The organism is Pseudomonas sp. S34, from assembly GCF_009866745.1.
GTDB classification, from domain to species: domain Bacteria; phylum Pseudomonadota; class Gammaproteobacteria; order Pseudomonadales; family Pseudomonadaceae; genus Aquipseudomonas; species Aquipseudomonas jessenii.
In genome coordinates, this window is the sequence record NZ_CP019398.1 from 632,677 (window position 1) to 652,234 (window position 19,558).

Genomic DNA, 19,558 nt, shown 5'->3' on the forward strand with positions numbered 1-19,558 from the left:
CTCTCTAAGTTTGCGAGTAATAATTGTGAAAAATTTGTTGTTGAAGTCTGCGAGTAGGCCAGACTATCCCGATGTAGAACAAGAGCACAGTACTCACTACAACTTTATCAAAAGCGCCATTCCCGACTGGATTGTCGATTCCTCTCTTCAGCGGATGGGTGATTTACGCAACACACCCAAAGTTATTCCCGCCTGGAGCAAAACGGCGTCCCACACGCAACATGTGGCAGCGAAAGAAGCCACAAAGCTCAGTTGGCAGGCGCAGAGCCAGGTCGACCGGATGCTCGGGAAGCTGCAAGATGCCGAGTCCTTTGCCCAGCCACTGCTGACCAACGCCCTCAAGAAGCAATTCGGTGTAGTGGTCGATGTTCGTGAAATTTTTCTGCGGTTGTATTTTCCGGCTAAAACATCCGCCTGGGCATTCAATGTCACCGGCGGTGTCGGCAGTCGAACTGTCTCGTTACTTAGCGCGTCGCTGCAAAATTTTGCCGAGGGCGAAGTATTTACCAGCGACTCTGCATTTATTACTAAGCCCGACGAAATCGGGCGGTTTGAAATAAAGAAGTTGGGAATAACGATCGAGCAGTTCAAGACGCTGTGTCGAACTCTGGATATCGGGTCCCAATATAAAAAATATCTGGAAAGTTATCTGGCTCCCGAAGGTGCCATGGCTCGGGAGGCGGTGCAGCACCGGATCGTCGCCAGTCAGAAAAGCGCCATGAAAGCTGCAGCACATCTGGCATTGATGAAGAAGGACATCGGGGCACCGGCCTACCTGACCGTGTTGAACATGGTCCTGGGTAAAAAGGGACTGGTGTGGGATGGCGCTCCCGTGCGTTTCTACCACTTGAGCATGCTCGACACCCGTCTGACCGGGATTGTACTGATCGCCGCCGATCTCGATATCCCCGGTGCGAATGTCCGGCGCGTCATTGCCTACGTACCGCACGATCCCGAGCATCCGCTGAAAGAGTATGCCTCGACGGCCGAGTTCGCGCTCGAACTGACTCGCCAGCTACGGGGTAACGATCAGGCATCCGGCGCTTCCCGGCGCAGCTATCAGGCGTTTTTCAGTCGATTCGTGGATCAATGCCAGCGTGGTCATTTCTTCGCCGCGCTCAACGCGAAACTGTGGGAAATCACTTACCACGGCACACAACCGGGCTCCAATCTGCCTGCCTGGCGCGAAACTCAAGTCGATCGCCCCGATTTGCGGATAGCCGCGGTATCGTTCGAAAACGATACCGTCAACCGTTATAACGGCGATCCGTGGGTTTATCTCTATCAGCAGCAAGTTGACAAGATTTTTGCCGACGGGCGCGCGCTGGCCGTGATCACCGCCGATGCGGACAGCGCCGCACGTTGGGCGTGGGTCGAAAACCTGGAAAAAATGCTCTTCGACATCATGCAGGTTGCCTTGCTCGTCGTGACCCCCTTTGTCCCGGTGCTCGGGGAGCTCATGCTGGGGTATATCGCCTATCAACTAGTAGACGGGGTCGTGGAAGGTGTCGTTGAACTCGCCCAGGGCGAGTACATTGAAGCGGCGGAGCATCTGGTCGGCGTCGCTGAAAACCTGATTCAGTTGGGCACGTTTGCCGTGGGCGGTGCTATCGCCACTCAAGTGGTGAAGCCCAGGTTGTCGTCCTTCCTCGAAGGCGCCCGTCAAGTCACGCTCAGAAACGGTGAGCAGCGGCTATGGGGGGAAAATCTGCAGCCGTACCGGCAACAAAACCTGCGTCTGGCGACGGATTCCAAACCTGACGTTTACGGTCTGCATCAGCATCAGGGCCGGCAGATTCTGTCGTTGGACGATGATCATTTCGAACTCAAGTTCGATCCGCAAACCGGCAAGCACCGGGTTCAGCATCCGACCCGTCCCGAGGCCTATCAGCCGGTGGCGGAGAGTAACGGCACCGGCGCTTTTGTAATCGAGGGTGAAACACCTCACACCTGGGATGCCGATGCGCTGATCAAGCGACTCGGTCCGTCGGTGGAGGGGTTGACCGACAAGTTCGGCGACATTCGCACAGTCAGCCGTGCCGATATCGGTGCGTTGGTACGCATGTACGCCGATAACGAACGGGCAATCCCTTTGCTGAGCGATACGGTGACCCGGTTCAGGATCGACCGGGATATCCACACCTTCATCCAAAACATCGGCAGCACCCGTGCACAGGACTATTTGCAGGCCGACCCGCTCTGGCAGTTTCAACTGCTGGACGGCTTGTGGCCCGGCAGAGCGATTGAACTCAAGGGGGCCGATGGACGAGTGCTGTACGCCATCGGGGCCGATGACGAACCTGTCTCTTTCTCTACGGACCAATTGGCGGATACCGACCTGATCGACACCTTGCTGTTGCTTCTCGATGATGCCGAGACCCGGCAACTGCTGGGTGACGAGCCTGATGCACCGATCGGCAGCCGCACACAAAATGCCATGCGTTTGAGGGGGCAACTCGCGCAATTGGCAGAGCGGCGCAAGGCCTCGTTGTTCGAAAAACGTTACCGAGATGTCGGGCAAGCCGTCAGTGCCGAGGCAAGGTTCATCCAGGGCGAGGTTCCAGGAATGCCCGGTGTCGTTGCACAAGAGCTGGTCGCGTTGGCGCGCCCGGAGGAGTTGCAGGCGCTTAAGCTGCGCAGGCTTCCCGAGCGACTGCAAGGGTGCGCCGATTGGGCGCTCAGGGACGTACGGATCAGCCGTGCGTACGAGGGTTTTTATCTGGACTCGGTCGAAAATCCGGACTTCGACGCCTTGGCGTTGCATTCCCTGGAAAACCTGCCTGGCTGGAATGCCAATGTGAGGATCGAGCTGCGTCACTACAGTTTCGATGGCCGACAACTGGACAGCATCGGCCCCGAGGATGCCGCCATCCGGCGTACGCTCGTCTTAAGCGAAAACGGGTTGTTCCAGGCTTGTGACGAGCAAGGCAATGCCCTGCATTCGGGCAGTGATTTGTTCACCTCGATCTTGCAGGCATTACCCGATGCCGAGCGTGATGCGTTGCAGATTCATATCGGTCAGGGACCGGTCTTGAGGGCGGCATTGCGCGACCATGCGCTGAAACCCTACAGGCTGTTAAGTGTTCTTTCCGGTTTGCCGGAGTTGAAAATTCCGACGTTCGATCCGGCGATCATGCGCCTGCGTGGGGGGGCTCCCACCTTGAAGGGGGAGTTAGCGCAGTTGCAAGTCGTCGCGCAATACTGCAAGGAGCTTGTCAGTGGCGCCTTCCATCCCAGCATCCCTGCGTTTGAACAATACAACTACCTGCGCGGCCTGAAGTTGATGGTTGACAGTTTGCCGCTCGATTGCCAGTACGCGCTCGGGGATGGACTCTTGAAGGCGAACGCCGAGGGCTACGAGGCCAATCTGCGCACGGTCCAAAGCATTGAGGTGTTGCCCGATCTGAAAAAACTGATGTCGCCTGAACAGTTCGACGCGTTGATCCAACGGCTGTTCACTAAGGACGGTTTAGTGGTGCTCACGGACTCCGAGCGCCATCTGGGCGCCAGTGCGCGCAATCTCGAGCAAACCGGGCGTCTCGACGAATATCAGACGCTGCAACGTGCAGTGAGGGAAAATAACATGCCGCCCAGTGAGCCTTGGGCTGCATTACAGCGCTATGCGGGTGATCTGGATTCGGGCGTTTCGGCGGCAGCGCAGCCGACCGTAGTGACGCCCCGGGTCATGGCCAACTTGCGCCAGGCACAGCGCGCCATCTATCGGGCCAAGGAATTGTTGCCGTTATCGGGCAACCAGTTGCCGAGCATCTGGGAAAGGGGTGGTTCGGCGATCGCGAAAATCAAGGGGCTGCGAGGACTGGATCTGCAGGAAGGTCAATTCACTGCACGGATGTCTATCGCCGAACATGCGCGTAAAGCCATTGAAATCAAGGGAGGCAATTGTTCGGAAAACTCCAAGGTGACCTTCGCTCTGCTGGCCAGCCAACCGAGAACCTCGCGGATCCACCTCGTCAAAGCCACCGCATTCGATCATCAGTACGTGGTTATTGGCGATGACTTGACCGATCTCAAGCAACTGGTGGTTGCCGATTCGTGGCCGGAGTTCCCAACCGCCCATACGGCAGACAAGGGCTATTTCAAGTTCGAACTGCCGGCCATTGCAACACTTGAGCCCGGCCCCGCCAGCGCAGACTTTGCCTTTATCAACGACGTGCCGGCGGGACGGGCGGAGTTGCCGGAGGTTTCCCGGGACAACACCTTCAGGCAAATAAAAATGAACAAACTGTACAAGTCGGGGGCTTATGCCCAATTCACCTCATTAAAGCTATTGGGAACACAATTTGGTTTGTCGGGGGAAGTCGGAGTGTCGTTCGAGCGATTGCCCGTATCCGTGATCGAAAAACGGATTTCAGCCTTTGCGGGCTATAAGCAGGCATTCAAGGATGTGTTGGCTGAAGAGTCTGCGGCTGAGTCCCCGGCGCAATGATCGTTTATGTCTGGAGGAAGGTGTAACAAGGCTTGACTACACTCCTCGTGGAGGCCGCATCTCTCGATGCGGCGACACGGAGAAAACTCCATGAAGATAATGCGTGCCCCTTTGTTGATGATAGGTTTGCTGCTCTGTTCCCAAAGCTTCGCCGCCACAGACCAACAGAACAAGATGACCACCTGCAACGCCGAGGCGACTGCAAAAACCCTCAAGGGCGATGAGCGCAAAGCCTTCATGAGCAATTGTCTCAAGGCCACCCCGGCGGCCAACGGTGCCGGCAAAGCCTTGACCCCGCAGCAAGAGAAAATGAAAACCTGCAATGCCGATGCGGCCACAAAAGCCTTGAAGGGTGATGAGCGCAAGGCGTTCATGAGTGATTGCCTGAAGAAGAAATAAGATCGACTCAAGGACAGTGGTGGCTGAGCTGGCCCCATCGCGAGCAGGCTCGCTCCCACATTTGTCCGGTGTACTCAGTTCCACTGTGGGAGCGAGCCTGCTCCGGGCGGCGCTCCGACAATGGGGCCGCAGAAGGTGCTGCAAGAAATCCTGAACCACCACTAAGGTCGCCCCACACAATCCCTAGTGCTCGCACCGGATCGCTGGCAGACTGCCAATCCTTTTTACGCCGTTCGTTTTTGAGGCTGTATGCCAACGTTTTCTCAGCGTCAAGTCTTGCTGGTCATCAGCTGGGTCATCATTTTTGGCGGACTGCTGCTGGTCCTGCCGCTGCGTTTGCTGCCCAGCCTGCTCGCCGGGTTGCTCGTGTTCGAACTGGTCAACATGCTCACCCCGCAACTGCAACGGCTGATCGAAGGCCGGCGTGCGCGCTGGCTGGCGGTGGCGTTGCTGGGGACTCTGATTGTCAGCGTGCTGTCGCTGATCTTTGCCGGTGCCTTCAGCTTCCTGCTGCACGAGGCGGAAAACCCCGGCGCATCCCTCGACAAGTTCATGGGAGTGGTCGACCGCGCGCGTGGGCAATTGCCGCCGTTCATCGACGCCTATCTGCCGGCCAGTGCCGCGGAGTTCCGCGTGGCGATTGGCGAATGGGTCAGCAAACACCTCAGTGATTTGCAACTGGTGGGCAAGGACGCGGCGCACATGTTCGTGACCTTGCTGATCGGCATGGTGCTGGGGGCGATCATTGCCTTGCAGCGCGTGCCGGACCTGACCAAGCGCAAACCGCTGGCCGCGGCGTTGTTCGAACGTCTGCACCTGCTGGTCCAGGCGTTTCGCAACATCGTGTTCGCCCAGATCAAGATTTCCTTGCTCAACACCGTCTTCACCGGGATTTTCCTGGCGGTGATCTTGCCGATGTTCGGTATCAAGCTGCCGCTGACAAAAACCCTGATCGTGCTGACGTTCCTGCTCGGCCTGCTGCCGGTGATCGGCAACCTGATGTCGAACACCCTGATCACCATCGTCGGTTTGTCGTTGTCGATCTGGGTCGCTGTGGCGGCGCTGGGTTACCTGATTGTTATCCACAAGCTCGAATACTTCCTCAACGCGCGCATCGTCGGCGGGCAGATCAGTGCCAAGTCGTGGGAGTTGCTGCTGGCGATGCTGGTGTTCGAGGCCGCGTTCGGCCTGCCGGGGGTGGTGGCGGGACCGATTTACTACGCGTATCTGAAGAGTGAGTTGAAGCAGGTGGGGATGGTTTGATCCGCTGGATCTTTGTTGACTGAGCTGGCCCCTTCGCGAGCAAGCCCGCTCCCACATTCAACCGAGTTCCTCCAGATGGAATACGGTCAAATGTGGGAGCGGGCTTGCTCGCGAAGGGCGCACCAAAGATTTTGGATCAGTCCATCGAACCGTAGCGTTTTGCAGCCTCGATCGCCAGACCGCTACCGATACTGCCAAAGATGTTCCCTTCCACATGCCGCGCCTTCGGCAACATCGCCGAAACACTGTTGCGCAGCGCTGGAATCCCGCTCGAGCCACCGGTGAAAAACACCGTATCGACCTGATCGACCCGCACATCGGCGTCTGCCAGCAGTTGGGTGACGCTGTTGCGCACCCGCTCCAGCAGGCTGTCGATGGCTGACTCGAACAGCGCACGGCTGAGGTCCACGCTCAAGCCCGCTTCAATGCGATCCAGCGGCACGTGGCGATTGTCGGCGTGGGTCAGCTGGATCTTGGTTTCTTCCACTTCCATGGCCAGCCAGTGTCCGGCGCGCTGTTCGATCAACTTGAACAGGCGATCGATGCCGCCAGTGTCCTCGATGTCATAGCGCATGCTGCCCAGGGCCAGTTGCGATTTCTGCGAGTACACCGAGTTGATGGTGTGCCAGGTCGCCAGGTTCATGTGGTGACTGGTCGGCATGTAGGCGCCGCTCTTCATACGGCTGCCGTAGCCGAACAGCGGCATCAGGCCTTGCAGGCTGAGCTGTTTGTCGAAGTCGGTTCCGCCGATGTGCACACCGCCGGTGGCGAGGATGTCCTCGTGGCGGTTATCCACACCCCGACGTTCCGGCGACAGGCGCACCAGTGAGAAGTCGGAGGTACCACCGCCGATGTCGACGATCAGTACCAGCTCTTCTTTCTCGATGGTTGACTCATAGTCGAACGCGGCGGCAATCGGCTCGTACTGGAACGAGACTTCCTTGAAGCCGATCTTGCGCGCCACGTCTACCAGGGTGTCTTCGGCTTCCTTGTCGGCCATCGGGTCATCGTCGACAAAAAACACCGGGCGGCCCAGTACAACTTCTTCGAACTCCCGACCAGCGGACGCTTCGGCACGGCTCTTGAGCTGGCCGATGAACAGCCCGAGCAGGTCCTTGAACGGCATCGCCGTGCCCAGGACGCTGGTGTCGTGCTTGATCAGCTTGGAACCCAGCAGGCTCTTGAGCGAGCGCATCAGGCGGCCTTCGTAGCCTTCCAGGTACTCGTGCAGCGCCAGCCGGCCGTACACCGGGCGACGTTCTTCGATGTTGAAGAAGACCACCGACGGCAGGGTGATCTTGTCGTCCTCCAGCGCGATCAGCGTTTCCACGCCGGGGCGCAGCCAGCCGACAGTGGAGTTGGACGTGCCAAAGTCGATACCCAAGGCACGGGCTGGAGATGCGTTGTTCATGTCTTTCAGGTTCCGGTTAAAAAACGGCCGCGCAGTGTATGCCAGAGCGCGCCAGATTCGAAGGCCGGTTATCTGCTAATTCTTCGCAGACAATGCCTTGAAAGATGAGGCATCCCCCCCAAACTACCCTGCATCAACCGGACAGCCGCGGGAGTGCTCGCAAGAAGCCCCGCCTGCTGCCGATAAACTTCTGCTGCGCCGCCCGGTCACAAACTTGAGATCGGTCAAACCAATGGCTGCAAACAAGCGCATGCTGTGGCCTGCGGCGCGATTCTGATAACGGATGGTGATTCCCTCGATGGACTTCAAAGACTATTACAAGATTCTCGGTGTGGAGCCGACCGCAGACGACAAGGCGATCAAGGCCGCCTATCGCAAGCTGGCGCGCAAATACCACCCCGACGTCAGCAAGGAAAAGGATGCCGAGTCCAGGTTCAAGGATGCCTCGGAAGCCTATGAAGCGCTGAAAAGCGCCGACAAACGTGCCGAATATGATGACTTGCGGCGCTATGGCCAGCACGGCCAACCGTTCCAGGGACCTCCGGGCTGGCAGAGCCGTGGTGGCTTCGGTGGCGGTGGCCAGGACACGGGCGATTTTTCGGACTTCTTCAGTTCGATCTTCGGTAACCGTGGGCCAGGTTTTGGTGGTGGTGGACAGTCGCGTCGCAGCACCGGACGTCGAGGGCAGGACGTGGAAATGGAGCTTGGGGTTTTTCTCGAAGAAACGCTGTCGACCGAGTCGAAGAAGGTGACCTTCCAGGTACCTCAGTACAACGCGGCCGGCCAGCATGTGAGCAACACCAGCAAAAGCCTGAACGTGAAGATTCCGGCCGGTGTGAGCGACGGCGAGCGCATTCGCCTCAAGGGGCAGGGCGCTCCGGGCGTGGGCGGCGGGGCCAATGGCGACCTGTACCTGACGATCCGTTTTGCACCGCACCCGAAGTTTGACGTCGAAGGCGAGAACCTGATCATCACCTTGCCACTGGCACCGTGGGAGCTGGCGCTGGGCGCTGAAGTCGCCGTGTCGACCCTCACCGGCAAGATCAACCTCAAGGTCCCGGCCGGCAGCCAGAACGGCCAGCGCATGCGCGCCAAGGGCCATGGCCTGATGAACAAGGCCGGTGAGCGCGGTTACCTGTTCGTGCAGTTGAAGGCCGTGATGCCGAAGAAATCCGACGAGGACATCAAGGCCCTGTGGCAGGAGCTGGCGAAAAAAGCCGCTTTCGACCCGCGAGAGCATTTCTGATCCCTTGGAACCGAGGAGTCACTGACTATGAGCAGTCCCCTGATCGTTCAACTGGACATGGCCGAATTCTGTGAGGCGACCGAGTTGTCGGACGTCTACGTGATCGAAATCGTCGAGCACGGCATCCTCGAACCTCAGGGCAGCGTGCCCAAGGACTGGCTCTTCACCGATTACGAACTGACCCTGGCCAAACGCGCCGCCAAGCTGCGGCGCGATCTGGACCTGGAATGGGAAGGGGTGGCCCTGGCGTTGGACCTGCTTGAAGAAGTCCAGCAGTTGCGGGCCGAGAACCGCATGCTCAAGCAGCGATTGGGGCGGTTGGTGGTGGAATGATTTCCAACAAGCACAAACACTGATTTTGTGGCGAGGGGGCTTGTCGGGCCGCCGCACCGCCCCGTTGGGTTGCGAGGCAGCCCCAAAAGCCATTCACAGCCAATCGCCTGACACACAACATTCGCCGATTCTGCAACCGCTTCGCGCTCGAACGGGGGCAAGCCCCTTTACCACAAAAGCATCAGACCTTTCTGGGCAACACCACGGTAAACGTCGTGCCATCAATCTCGCCGGAGCTGACTTCAATCGTCCCTTCATGGGCGTCGACCACTTCCTTAACGATAAACAACCCCAACCCAAGGCTGGTAGTAGGCTCGCCGAGCTCTTCGCTGGCGCTGCGCACCAGCGGGTCGAAAATGGTCGGGATCGCATCGGAGGGGATCGGGGCTCCGTCGTTGTGCACTGTCAGTCGGACGCTGTCGGTCTCACCCTTGAGAGTCAACTTCACCTCGCGTTTGCTTGAACCATGCTGCAAGGCATTGCCGATCAGGTTCTGCAGCATCTGATCGAGCCGGCGCAGGTCCCAGGTGCCACGTGTGTCACCCTGTACATCCAGGGTCGGTTCGCATTCCGGTTGACCGGCACTGGCCCGGGCAATCGCTTCGCGCGCCGCTTCGGCCAGGTCCATGGGCGCCGGCTCGATCGGCAGACGCTTGCCCAGGCGGCTGCGCACCAGTTCCAGCAAGTCCCCGACCATCACCGCCAGGTGCCTGGTACTGCGCTGGATATTGACCGCGCACTTGAGCGCATCACCATCGAGCACGGCTTTGCGCAGCAGTAGTTCGGTGGACATGCTCACCGCCTGCAGGGGCGCGCGCAGGTCGTGGCCGAGGATCGCCAGAAAAATGTCCCGAGAGCGATTGACCTGCTCGGCATAAGTGGCCGTGGACTCCGCCAGGGCTTCATCGATGGCTTCGTTGAAGCGGATCATGTCCTGGAAGTAGACCAGGTCAGGCGATTGCAGGCTGTTGACCCACAGGCGGATGACACAGGCGCGCAAGTGACGGAACTCACTGGTCATTTGCACCAGATCAAAACCCACGGTATGGCGCAGTTCGCCGTGGCTGGCACCGGCCTCGTCGAGGCTGGGGGTTTTCTCCGGTCCTTCGCCGCGCGCCTTGGCCGCCTGTTCGGCAGGTGTCTGGGGTTTGCACATGTCCCGCGCCGAGGCCAGCAGGATCGACCGGGCATGGTCGCGCAAGGCAGCGCTGTCCATGGTTTCGGCGGCCGGGGTGATGGTTATGGCGAACTGCTCCCACTCATCGACGATGCGATCAACATGTAACACGATGAATTCGGAAAGACGCATGGCGGTTACCTAAGCATGAATCGGGGACAGCGATTCGAATAGTAGTCCCTTTGCCGGAAAAAACACGACCGCTCATGCAGCGGCATAACCGGAGGCATTTCTGGTGGTACATATCTATCGATGGCTCCTTGATTTTCGAACCTTGCGGGCCTTTTTTCAGCCTTGGCCCAACAGTAATTTGGACTTTTGTTTCAGGCGTGGGTGGATAAGTCTGTTAGCTCCAACCCAGCCATCAAGGTGAAAAAACAGTGTCTGATTTGCATGGAAGCAGCTCGCTGGAAACGCCCGCCCCAAACAACGGCGTTCATTACGATCGTGTACTCGGCGCCATACCCGACGCGATAAAAAAGGCGTCGATGTCGAGAATGAAAACCCTCGGAAAACCAAGGCCTGAGATGCCCGAGTGGTACAGCGCGGCACGGGAAGTCGACCGTCAATATCTGAAGGAGTTGATTGAAGAACAAGGACGCTTGCAAGGCGTGCTGGACAAGTCCCTGGGCGATTTGCAACACGACATCAATGCCTTCGCCACACCGCTGCTCAATGCGTCGATGCAGGCGAACTTCAAGGCCGTGGAAAACATCGACGCGCTCAGCGTGCAACTTGAAGTACCCAGTAAAATTGCCTTTGTCATTGATACCGGGGCCAGTCGCGTTCGACAGTCCACGTTGCTGGAAGCGGCGTTGCACAATTTCGAGGAGGCAGAAACTACCGAAGACGCCTGGCGCAGCAGCTCAGGTATCTATCGCAAGGATGAGCGCGGCAGCCTCGCGCTTGAGACCGCGATTCCCTTGCCCAGGTTTGCATCGATGTGCCGCAGCCTCGACATTGGCGGACAGTACCAGCGGCATATCAAATCCATCCTGCTGCCGACCACAACTGAAGCGCGACGCGCCTTGCAGGACGAGTCGGTGGCCAGTGAAAAAGCCGCTTTTCAGGTGGCGTCACTGGTCGCCCGATTGAAAGGCGATATCAGCGACCATGCCTACGGCAAACTCGGGCAGATACGCGAGAGCAAGGCCGATACCACGCTGTACGACCGGCCGCTGCATAGCCACCGATTGTCGCTGATGGGCTTTCGGTTGACGGGCATCGTGCTGTTCAGTGCCGTCAGCGATCCGTCGCAGATCAAGCAGGCGATCGATGCCTTGACCCCCGACTCAGTGAAGTTCTGGAGCGAATGGTCGCAGCGCCTCTCGATATTGCCTGGTGCGGAGTACGAGCGGTTCAAATTGCTGCAGGCGTTTTTCGCCAATGGGCCCCAGGGGCTCAACGATGAGCTTTTGCGCCGCGACGACATCTACCATCAAAGTCGTTTGTCCGGCCACGTGATCGCCTATGTACCGGATGATCCGCAACATCCGCTCAAGGAGTACCCCTCGCTGGCCGCGTTCATGAAAACCCTGATCGGTCAGCTGCGAGACACGCAGTACCAGGCGTTTTTCAGCCGGTTCGTGGCGCAAAAGGACAAGGGGCTGTTTTTCAGCCGGGTCAACGAACGTCTGAAGACGTTTACCTGGCAGCAACGCGAGCCATTGGACATGGGGCCATGGTGGCGTGAAACGGCGGTCGAGAATCCCGATGCAGAGCCCATTACCAATCAGATCACGGGCGACCTGTGGGTGACATTGTTCGTTGAGCGCCGAGACAAGGCCGTCGCCGATGCCCGACGCATCGCGGTGCCGACCGACGATGAAGACGCCAGCGCCCGCTTCAAACGCCTGACCAGTTACCTGAACATTGGCTGGAACCTGTTCAATTTCGCCGCGATGCTGGTGCCCGGTCTGGGCGAAGCGATGCTGGGCATCATGATTGCGCAGATGCTCGCCGAAGTGGCCGAAGGCATCGAAGACTGGAGCAAAGGCGACAAGGAAGAGGCCTCTGCCTACTTCAATGGTGTGCTGATCAACTTTGCGCAGTTGGCGCTGATGGGCGCCGGTCACGGGTTACCAGGCGGTCAGTTGACGCCGATCAAGGTTTCGCCCTTTGTCGAAGGGCTCAAGCCAGTGGAAGTCGCCGGCAAGCAGCGGTTGTGGAATCCGGACCTGACGCCGTATCAACAATCGGTCACCTTGCCCAAGGATGGCGTCGTCGGTGAAAAAGGCTTGTACCGGCACCAGGATCAGGACCTGCTGCGCCTCGACGACAAATGCTACGAAGTCAAACAGGACCCGAACACTGGCGAGCATCGCCTGCAACACCCTTCGCGAGCCGATGCCTATCAGCCCTTGCTGGAGCACAACGGTGCCGGCCTGTGGAAAACTGAACTCGATCAACCGCTGGAATGGGATCGGCGTCAATTGCTCAAGCGTCTGGGCGCTTCGGTGGATGGATTCACCGATGAAACACTGGAGCAGATCCTGACCGTCAGTGGCGTTCACGAAAATGCATTGCGCCGGCTGCATGTGGAGCACGAAACCCCGCCCGCGCTGCTGACCGATACCCTCAAGCGCTTCAAGGCGTACGCCGACGCCGAAGCTTGCGCAGAACAGATCCTGGCCGACCGGGTCGGCCAGGAATGGGCCGATCTTGCCGTGCGCTTCATGACTGAGTTGCCGGGCTGGCCCGAGGGCAAGGCCATCGAAGTGTTCCAGGGGCCGGGCCTGTCGGGGGCGGCGATCAAGGAGGGCTATGCCGACGCGTTGCCCACCGATACCTTGCAGATGACCTGGCAGGATCTACTCGCCGGTGCGCTGCCTGCACGTGTGGTCGGGTTTCTGGATGAGCAGGCCCTTCGCGAGATGCTGGGGCAGTGGTTTTCCGGAGACCAAACGGCGCGCACCAAGGCCTTGCGCGATCGCCTGGCCGAGCAGGCGCGGGGCAGCAAAAGGCGTTTGTTCGACAAGTTGTACGAGCGTCGGGAGCGTGCAGACGATCCCCGTGTGAGCTTGCTCAAGGGGCACGAGTCGTCGCTTTCCACCAGCGTGGCGCAAGCGCTTGTGGAGCAAGCACACCCTTCGGACCTGCAACATTGGGCCGAGAAACAGCGCGTGCCCTTGAGGTTGTCCCAACAGGCCTGGGAAGCGGCGCACCAGCTGCGAGTGGCGCGAGCGTATGAAGGCCTGTACCTCGGCGAGCTGCACAACACCGACACCGAGCGCCTGGAGCTGCGCTCTCTGGCAGCCCTGTCGGGCTGGCCCTCGGATCTGCGTCTGGAAATTCGCGAACGTTCTTTTTCAGGGACGTTGCACGACAGCATCGGCCCGGACGACGCGCCTACCCGAAAAGTGTTGATCCGCAGTGAAAATGGCCGATATGAAGCGCGGGACGCAGGCGATCAACACCTGCATGGCGCGGACAATCTATATGCCGCCGTGCTGCACGCATTGCCCGACACCGAGCGCGCCGCCCTGGGTTTTGAAATCCATGACGCGGCAGGCCTTGAGCAGGCGGTAAAGAAAAAGCCACTGGATCGAGCTGTGCTCGAGCCGATCCTGCGCGACAACCCCTTGCTCAAACCGTCCTACGACCCGAGCGTCATGCGCTTGCGCGGCGGTATGCCGGGTTATGCGCAACAGGTCCCGCGCGGCATGGGCTTGCGGCGACGGGCTCGCGCACTGTATCCGGGTTTTACCTCGGAGGAGGTCGAGACGCTGCTGGCGGACTTCGGTCAGGGCGAAGGTGCGGCGCATGAAGGACTGGCGGTGCTTGAGGCCGAGTTCAACCAGTTGAACCACGCCATGCAACGCTGGATGAACTCGCCGACCGAGTCCTTTCGTTTAAGCCCGGCGGGCGTGGCGCAGTGGCATGCGCGAAACAACATCTACAAAGCGCTCAGGCAATGCTGGCAGCGCACCGGGCCGGAGGGCATCGAGGCTTCCGGCATCGTGCGGCCCCAAGCGTTGAAACTGGACAACATTCCCAAATTGAGCCAGCTGCTGGAAACCTTGCCGAGGCTGGAGGCCAAGTTCGATCATGTCACCAGCCTGAGCTTGCGCGGTGGGCAGTTGCGCTCCGGACACATGTCGTTCCTCGACTCGTTCCATCAGGTGCGCTACCTCAATCTGCAAGACAATCTGCTGACGGCCGTTCCGCAAGCGGTGGGGGACATGCGTCATCTCACCCACCTGTTTCTTGACGGCAATAAAATTGAACTGGATGCAGTGGCGGTAGATCGCCTGAAGAATCTGACGCGCATGACGTCCCTGCGCTTGAGTGGTAACCCCCTGAAGCTCATTCCAAACATCAGCCGAATGCCGCATTTACAGGTGCTTTTGTTGCGCGAAACAGGGCTGGACAGCTGGCCTGTCGGGCTGTTTTCGCAGTCGCGACCGCGCGCTATCTATCTTGATCTGAGCGCTAACCCGATCAACCGGATACCCGACGTCGCGCCCGGTTCCTTTCGCGCAGAGTTGCTGGCGCGCACCGTGATCAGCCGGGATCCGCGTTGGATTTCGCCGGAAAATCTCGACACCCTGAAGTCTTACATCGAGTCGGTCGGCATGGACCCGGAGCGTCCTTATCCGCCCCTTGGCGTACTCGACAGTTCAGACTGGGCGACGGGCATGTCTGAGCGGCAATGGCAGGCAAAACAGGAAGTCTGGAACGCGGTCGAGGATGAATTCGATTCAGTGCCGTTCTTCAACGAAATCCGCAGGCTCACCCAATCCGCCGACTTCAAGGCCGGAGGCACCTATCAGGCAGAGCTTACGGCCAAGGTCTGGCGCATGCTTGAGGCCATGGCCAGCGACACTGAACTGCGCATCAAGTTGTTCAACGAAGCCGCAACCCCCACCGAATGCGTGGATGGCGGGACGCAACTGTTCAATGCCATGGGCGTGCAGGTGATGGTTCACGAGGCCTACGCCCTCGTGCGCGTGGATCTGGTCGAGACGCAATTGCTTGAGCTGGCCCTGGGTAAATCCCGGCTCGATGAACTCGGCGCCATCGCCCGTCACCGGGTGTCTGAGCGATTGGCGAAGGGAGAACAGTTCCGTCGGGCCGGTGCCGATGGCGAAGTGACCGGCACTATCGATGAAGTGGAAGTGCACTTGGCCTACATGACCGATCTGGCGCAGCGCCTGGATTTGCCGTGGCAGGCACGGGGCATGCAGTTTCGCAGCATCGCCGAGGTCAGCAAAGAGATGATCGAGGCAGCGCTCCAGCGGATCAAGGCGCTGGAGGAGGGTGATCTGCTGATCGACCGGGTCTTTGAGCAACCGCTCTGGAAGTCCTGGCTGGAATCGACTTACAGCGAGGAATTGAATGGCTTGAAACGCCGGATCGACGCCACCACCGATTTGCAGGATGCGTTGCAGCGCAGGGCCGAAGGTACGCGGCTCACCACCGAGGAAAAGGCTGCAGTGGAGTTGGAAATCAAGGGGCTGTGCAGCGAATTGGACAAACCTGAAACTGACTTTGCGGATGGCCGGCTGATGACTGAAGAGGCGTATGGTCAAGCCATGGATGACATTGACCGACAGATCACGCAGCAGCTGAAAAACCTGACCCGAGAAGCGATGACGCGGGCCAGGCTGGACCGGCTGCGGGTTGGGGCCGATCAATAATCACGGAAAAAACAAAGGCCTCGACACCCTGGGTGCGAGGCCTTTGTGTGTGGTGCAACAAACGGCTCAGAACAGGAAATAACGCTGGGCCATCGGCAAGGTTTGCGCTGGCTCACACCATAGCAACACACCGTCGGCCTTGACCTGATAGGTCTGCGAATCGACGTCGATGTTCGGCAGGTAGTCGTTGTGGATCAGGTCGGTTTTCTGCACGTCGCGACAGCCTTTGACCACCGCGATTTTCTTTTTCAAACCCAGGGCTTCGGGCAAGCCTGCATCCTGCGCCGCCTGGCTGATGAAGGTCAGGCTGGTGGCGTGCAGCGAACCTCCGTAGCTGGCGAACATCGGGCGGTAGTGCACCGGTTGTGGCGTCGGGATCGAGGCATTGGCGTCGCCCATCAGGCTGGCCGCGATGGCACCACCCTTGAGAATCAGCGTCGGTTTCACGCCAAAAAACGCCGGGCGCCAGAGCACCAGGTCTGCCCATTTACCCACTTCGACCGAGCCCACTTCATGGCTGATGCCGTGGGTGATCGCCGGGTTGATGGTGTACTTGGCGATATAGCGTTTGGCGCGGAAGTTGTCGTTGCCTGCACCATCGCCGGGTAGCGGCCCGCGTTGTTTTTTCATCTTGTCGGCAGTCTGCCAGGTGCGGGTGATGACTTCGCCGACCCGCCCCATGGCCTGGCTGTCGGAGCTGATCATCGAGAACGCGCCGAGGTCGTGGAGGATGTCTTCGGCGGCAATCGTCTCGCGGCGAATGCGGCTTTCGGCGAAGGCCACGTCTTCGGCAATGCTTGGGTCGAGGTGGTGGCAAACCATCAGCATGTCCAGGTGTTCATCAATGGTGTTGCGGGTGAACGGCCGTGTCGGGTTGGTGGAGCTGGGTAGCACATTGGCAAAGCCGCAGGCCTTGATGATGTCCGGCGCGTGACCGCCACCGGCACCTTCGGTGTGATAGGTGTGTATGGTGCGGCCCTTGAAGGCGGCGAGGGTGGCTTCGACGAAACCGGACTCGTTGAGGGTGTCGGTGTGGATCGCCACCTGTACGTCGAACCGGTCGGCCACGCTCAGGCAGTTGTCGATACTCGCCGGCGTGGTGCCCCAGTCCTCATGCAACTTGAGGCCGATGGCACCGGCCTTGACCTGTTCGATTAACGGCTCGGGCAGGCTGGCGTTGCCTTTGCCGGTGAGGCCGATGTTCATCGGGAAGGCATCGGCGGCCTGGAGCATGCGCGCCAGGTGCCACGGCCCGGAGGTGCATGTGGTCGCATTGGTGCCGGTGGCCGGTCCGGTGCCGCCACCGATCATGGTGGTGACGCCGCTCATCAATGCCTCTTCGATCTGCTGCGGGCAGATGAAGTGGATGTGGGTGTCGATGCCGCCGGCGGTGAGGATCATGCCTTCGCCAGCGATGACTTCGGTGCTGGCGCCAATGGCGATGGTCACGTTCGGTTGCACGTCCGGATTGCCCGCCTTGCCGATGCCGGCGACCCGTCCGTCCTTGAGGCCGACGTCAGCTTTGACGATGCCCCAGTGATCGATGATCAGTGCGTTGGTAATCACCGTGTCGACCACTTCGGCGGCGAGCAGCTGGCTTTGGCCCTGGCCGTCGCGGATGACTTTGCCGCCGCCAAATTTCACTTCTTCGCCGTAAGTGGTGAAGTCCTGTTCCACTTCGATCCACAGCTCGGTGTCGGCCAGACGCACCTTGTCGCCGACGGTGGGACCGAACATATCGGCGTAGGCTTGACGGGAAATCTTCATTCGTTCGCCCTGGAATTCAATTTAGTTTGAGACTGTTCGCTTCGCTCACAGATTCGCGAGCAAGCCCGCTCCCACATTCGATCGCGTTCCCCTGTGGGAGCGGGCTTGCTCGCGAAGGCGTCAGTGGGGACATCGCATTACTTAGAGGTCACCCATGATGTGCCCGGCAAACCCAAACACCCGACGATGCCCCGCCAGATCGACCAGTTCGACCTGGCGACTCTGCCCCGGCTCGAAACGCACGGCGGTGCCGGCGGGGATGTTCAGGCGCATGCCGCGGCTGGCGGCGCGGTCGAAGTTCAGGGCGTCATTGGTTTCGAAAAAGTGGTAATGCGAGCCCACCTGGATCGGCCGATCACCACTGTTGGCCACTTTCAGGCTGATCGTGCGCCGGTCGGCGTTGAGCTCAATCTCGCCGGGCTGGATCTGGTATTCACCGGGAATCATCAATGGGCTCCTTGGAGAATCTTGTAATAGAGAGCGGTCGGCTTGTAGCGGCCGCTTGGGTCGCAGGCGTAGTCGGGGATTTCACCGGCGCGGGTATAGCCCAGCGATTGGTAGAAGTCCTCGGCGGGCGAACCGGCTTCGGTGTCGAGGTAAAGCATGCCGCGTTTTTGCTGCAGGGCAGCCGCTTCCAGAGCGCTCATCAGTTGCTGGCCCAGACCGCGACGCCGCGCATGCTCGCGCACCAGCAGCTTCTGCACTTCGGCGCGGTTCAGGCCGTTGGCTTTCTGGCACAGACTCAGTTGCACGCTGGCCTGTACCTGCTCGTCCTTGACCACCACCCACAGCAGCACACTGCCTTTGTTCAGGTTGTCCTGGACTTCATCGAACCAGGCGTGGGCCTGGGCCGCATCAAGGTCAGCCATGAAGCCGACACTGGCGCCATAGCCGACGGCATCGAGCAGCAGGTCGATCAGGCCCTGGCGATAATGCGCAAAGCTTTCGACGTTGACGCGTCGCAGTTGGGCGGCGTTCATCGGGCATTACTCCTGGTTGATGCTGGGCGGCTGCGCGCCGGGGTCGAGGGTCAATTGCATGAAAGTCAGGTCCAGCCAGCGACCGAACTTGGTGCCGACCTGCGGCATTTGCCCGGTGGTGATAAAACCGATGCGCTCATGCAAGCGAATGGAGGCGGCGTTACCGCTTTCGATGGCGGCGACCATCACGTGCTTGCCGCAGCCTTTGGCGCGCTCGATCAGTGCTTCCATCAGTTGCGGACCGAGGCCGTTGCCGCGTTGGTCGCTGCGCACGTAGACCGAGTGCTCGACGGTGTGACGGAAACCGTCGAAAGGTCGCCAGTCGCCGAACGAGGCGTATCCGAGCACTGTGTCGTCGGCATCGACAATCACCAGAATCGGATAAGCCTGGGATTGCCGGGCGCTGAACCAGGCCTGGCGGTTGCCGAGGTCGACCGCCTGCTCGTTCCAGATCGCCGTGGTGTTGAGTACCGCGTCGTTGTAAATGTCACGGATGGCTGGCAGGTCGGCATGCACGGCATCGCGGATGTGGTAGGTCATGGCGCGGCCTCAGGCGATGGGTTGGTGGACGGTGACCAGTTTGGTGCCGTCGGGGAACGTGGCCTCGACCTGGATTTCCGGGATCATTTCCGGGATGCCTTCCATCACTTGTTCGCGGCTCAGCAAAGTGGTGCCGAAGTGCATCAGCTCGGCCACGGTCTGGCCGTCGCGGGCGCCTTCAAGCAGCGCGGCGCAAATGTAGGCCATGGCCTCCGGATAATTGAGTTTCACGCCGCGAGCCAAACGTCGCTCGGCCACCAGGCCGGCGGTGAAGATCAGCAGCTTGTCTTTTTCGCGTGGGGTCAGGTCCATCGTAGACATCCATCCGGGCAGATTAAAAAGAGTGGGATCTGCTT

The 19,558-nt window shown here is 59.6% G+C and carries 13 protein-coding genes; 6 read left to right on the forward strand and 7 right to left on the reverse strand.

Annotated features, from left to right (window positions below):
- Positions 1 to 25 precede the first annotated feature (25 nt).
- The 3 genes from PspS34_RS02745 to PspS34_RS02755 all read left to right on the forward strand — a co-directional run bounded on the left by PspS34_RS02745 (position 26) and on the right by PspS34_RS02755 (position 6,109).
- A complete protein-coding gene (locus PspS34_RS02745; protein WP_223510937.1) occupies positions 26 to 4,447 on the forward strand; it encodes a DUF6543 domain-containing protein in 4,422 nt (1,473 codons plus the stop codon).
- Positions 4,448 to 4,537: 90 nt separating this feature from the next.
- Positions 4,538 to 4,846, forward strand: coding sequence for a PsiF family protein (locus PspS34_RS02750; RefSeq protein ID WP_057712202.1), 309 nt, complete (start codon positions 4,538 to 4,540; stop codon positions 4,844 to 4,846).
- A 249-nt stretch (positions 4,847 to 5,095) separates the two neighbouring features.
- Positions 5,096 to 6,109, forward strand: coding sequence for a hypothetical protein (locus PspS34_RS02755; RefSeq protein WP_056725372.1), 1,014 nt, complete (start codon positions 5,096 to 5,098; stop codon positions 6,107 to 6,109).
- A gap of 136 nt (positions 6,110 to 6,245) precedes the next feature.
- Here PspS34_RS02755 and PspS34_RS02760 read toward each other — a convergent pair whose 3' ends face one another.
- On the reverse strand, positions 6,246 to 7,520 hold the full coding sequence (locus PspS34_RS02760; protein ID WP_008001051.1) for an Hsp70 family protein: 1,275 nt from the start codon (positions 7,518 to 7,520) through the stop codon (positions 6,246 to 6,248).
- Between the two features lie 298 nt (positions 7,521 to 7,818).
- Here PspS34_RS02760 and PspS34_RS02765 point away from each other — a divergent pair, with 298 nt between their 5' ends.
- On the forward strand, positions 7,819 to 8,766 hold the full coding sequence (locus PspS34_RS02765; RefSeq protein ID WP_159389507.1) for a DnaJ C-terminal domain-containing protein: 948 nt from the start codon (positions 7,819 to 7,821) through the stop codon (positions 8,764 to 8,766).
- Positions 8,767 to 8,793: 27 nt separating this feature from the next.
- Complete coding sequence (locus PspS34_RS02770; protein ID WP_154861105.1) at positions 8,794 to 9,099, forward strand: chaperone modulator CbpM; 306 nt, start codon at positions 8,794 to 8,796, stop codon at positions 9,097 to 9,099.
- 181 nt (positions 9,100 to 9,280) lie between these two features.
- Here the strand turns inward: PspS34_RS02770 and PspS34_RS02775 are convergent, their stop codons facing one another.
- Entirely contained in the window at positions 9,281 to 10,408 is a 1,128-nt protein-coding gene (locus PspS34_RS02775) for a HAMP domain-containing sensor histidine kinase (RefSeq protein ID WP_154861104.1), read from the reverse strand.
- A 248-nt stretch (positions 10,409 to 10,656) separates the two neighbouring features.
- Between PspS34_RS02775 and PspS34_RS02780 the strand changes: the two genes are divergently transcribed.
- Complete coding sequence (locus tag PspS34_RS02780) at positions 10,657 to 15,915, forward strand: DUF6543 domain-containing protein (RefSeq protein ID WP_154861103.1); 5,259 nt, start codon at positions 10,657 to 10,659, stop codon at positions 15,913 to 15,915.
- 66 nt (positions 15,916 to 15,981) lie between these two features.
- Here the strand turns inward: PspS34_RS02780 and ureC are convergent, their stop codons facing one another.
- The 5 genes from ureC to ureA all read right to left on the reverse strand — a co-directional run bounded on the left by ureC (position 15,982) and on the right by ureA (position 19,514).
- Complete coding sequence (ureC, locus tag PspS34_RS02785; RefSeq protein WP_150813583.1) at positions 15,982 to 17,682, reverse strand: urease subunit alpha; 1,701 nt, start codon at positions 17,680 to 17,682, stop codon at positions 15,982 to 15,984.
- Between the two features lie 141 nt (positions 17,683 to 17,823).
- Complete coding sequence (locus tag PspS34_RS02790; protein WP_154861102.1) at positions 17,824 to 18,129, reverse strand: urease subunit beta; 306 nt, start codon at positions 18,127 to 18,129, stop codon at positions 17,824 to 17,826.
- A complete protein-coding gene (locus PspS34_RS02795; protein WP_150813581.1) occupies positions 18,129 to 18,662 on the reverse strand; it encodes a GNAT family N-acetyltransferase in 534 nt (177 codons plus the stop codon). Before PspS34_RS02795 ends, PspS34_RS02790 begins: the two co-directional genes overlap by 1 nt.
- Before the next feature lie 6 nt (positions 18,663 to 18,668).
- Positions 18,669 to 19,202: a GNAT family N-acetyltransferase gene (locus PspS34_RS02800; protein ID WP_150813580.1), complete on the reverse strand. Its 534-nt coding sequence runs from the start codon at positions 19,200 to 19,202 to the stop codon at positions 18,669 to 18,671.
- A gap of 9 nt (positions 19,203 to 19,211) precedes the next feature.
- Complete coding sequence (gene ureA / locus PspS34_RS02805; protein ID WP_123367600.1) at positions 19,212 to 19,514, reverse strand: urease subunit gamma; 303 nt, start codon at positions 19,512 to 19,514, stop codon at positions 19,212 to 19,214.
- Between the last annotated feature and the right edge of the window lie 44 nt (positions 19,515 to 19,558).

Coding starts and splice junctions, on each gene's coding strand:
- PspS34_RS02765 (WP_159389507.1), top strand. CDS start 7,819: ATGGACTTCAAAGACTATTACAAGATTCTCGGTGTGGAGCCGACCGCA.
- PspS34_RS02795 (WP_150813581.1), bottom strand. CDS start 18,662: ATGAACGCCGCCCAACTGCGACGCGTCAACGTCGAAAGCTTTGCGCAT.
- PspS34_RS02770 (WP_154861105.1), top strand. CDS start 8,794: ATGAGCAGTCCCCTGATCGTTCAACTGGACATGGCCGAATTCTGTGAG.
- ureA (WP_123367600.1), bottom strand. CDS start 19,514: ATGGACCTGACCCCACGCGAAAAAGACAAGCTGCTGATCTTCACCGCC.
- PspS34_RS02800 (WP_150813580.1), bottom strand. CDS start 19,202: ATGACCTACCACATCCGCGATGCCGTGCATGCCGACCTGCCAGCCATC.
- PspS34_RS02790 (WP_154861102.1), bottom strand. CDS start 18,129: ATGATTCCCGGTGAATACCAGATCCAGCCCGGCGAGATTGAGCTCAAC.
- PspS34_RS02760 (WP_008001051.1), bottom strand. CDS start 7,520: ATGAACAACGCATCTCCAGCCCGTGCCTTGGGTATCGACTTTGGCACG.
- PspS34_RS02750 (WP_057712202.1), top strand. CDS start 4,538: ATGAAGATAATGCGTGCCCCTTTGTTGATGATAGGTTTGCTGCTCTGT.
- PspS34_RS02755 (WP_056725372.1), top strand. CDS start 5,096: ATGCCAACGTTTTCTCAGCGTCAAGTCTTGCTGGTCATCAGCTGGGTC.
- ureC (WP_150813583.1), bottom strand. CDS start 17,682: ATGAAGATTTCCCGTCAAGCCTACGCCGATATGTTCGGTCCCACCGTC.
- PspS34_RS02775 (WP_154861104.1), bottom strand. CDS start 10,408: ATGCGTCTTTCCGAATTCATCGTGTTACATGTTGATCGCATCGTCGAT.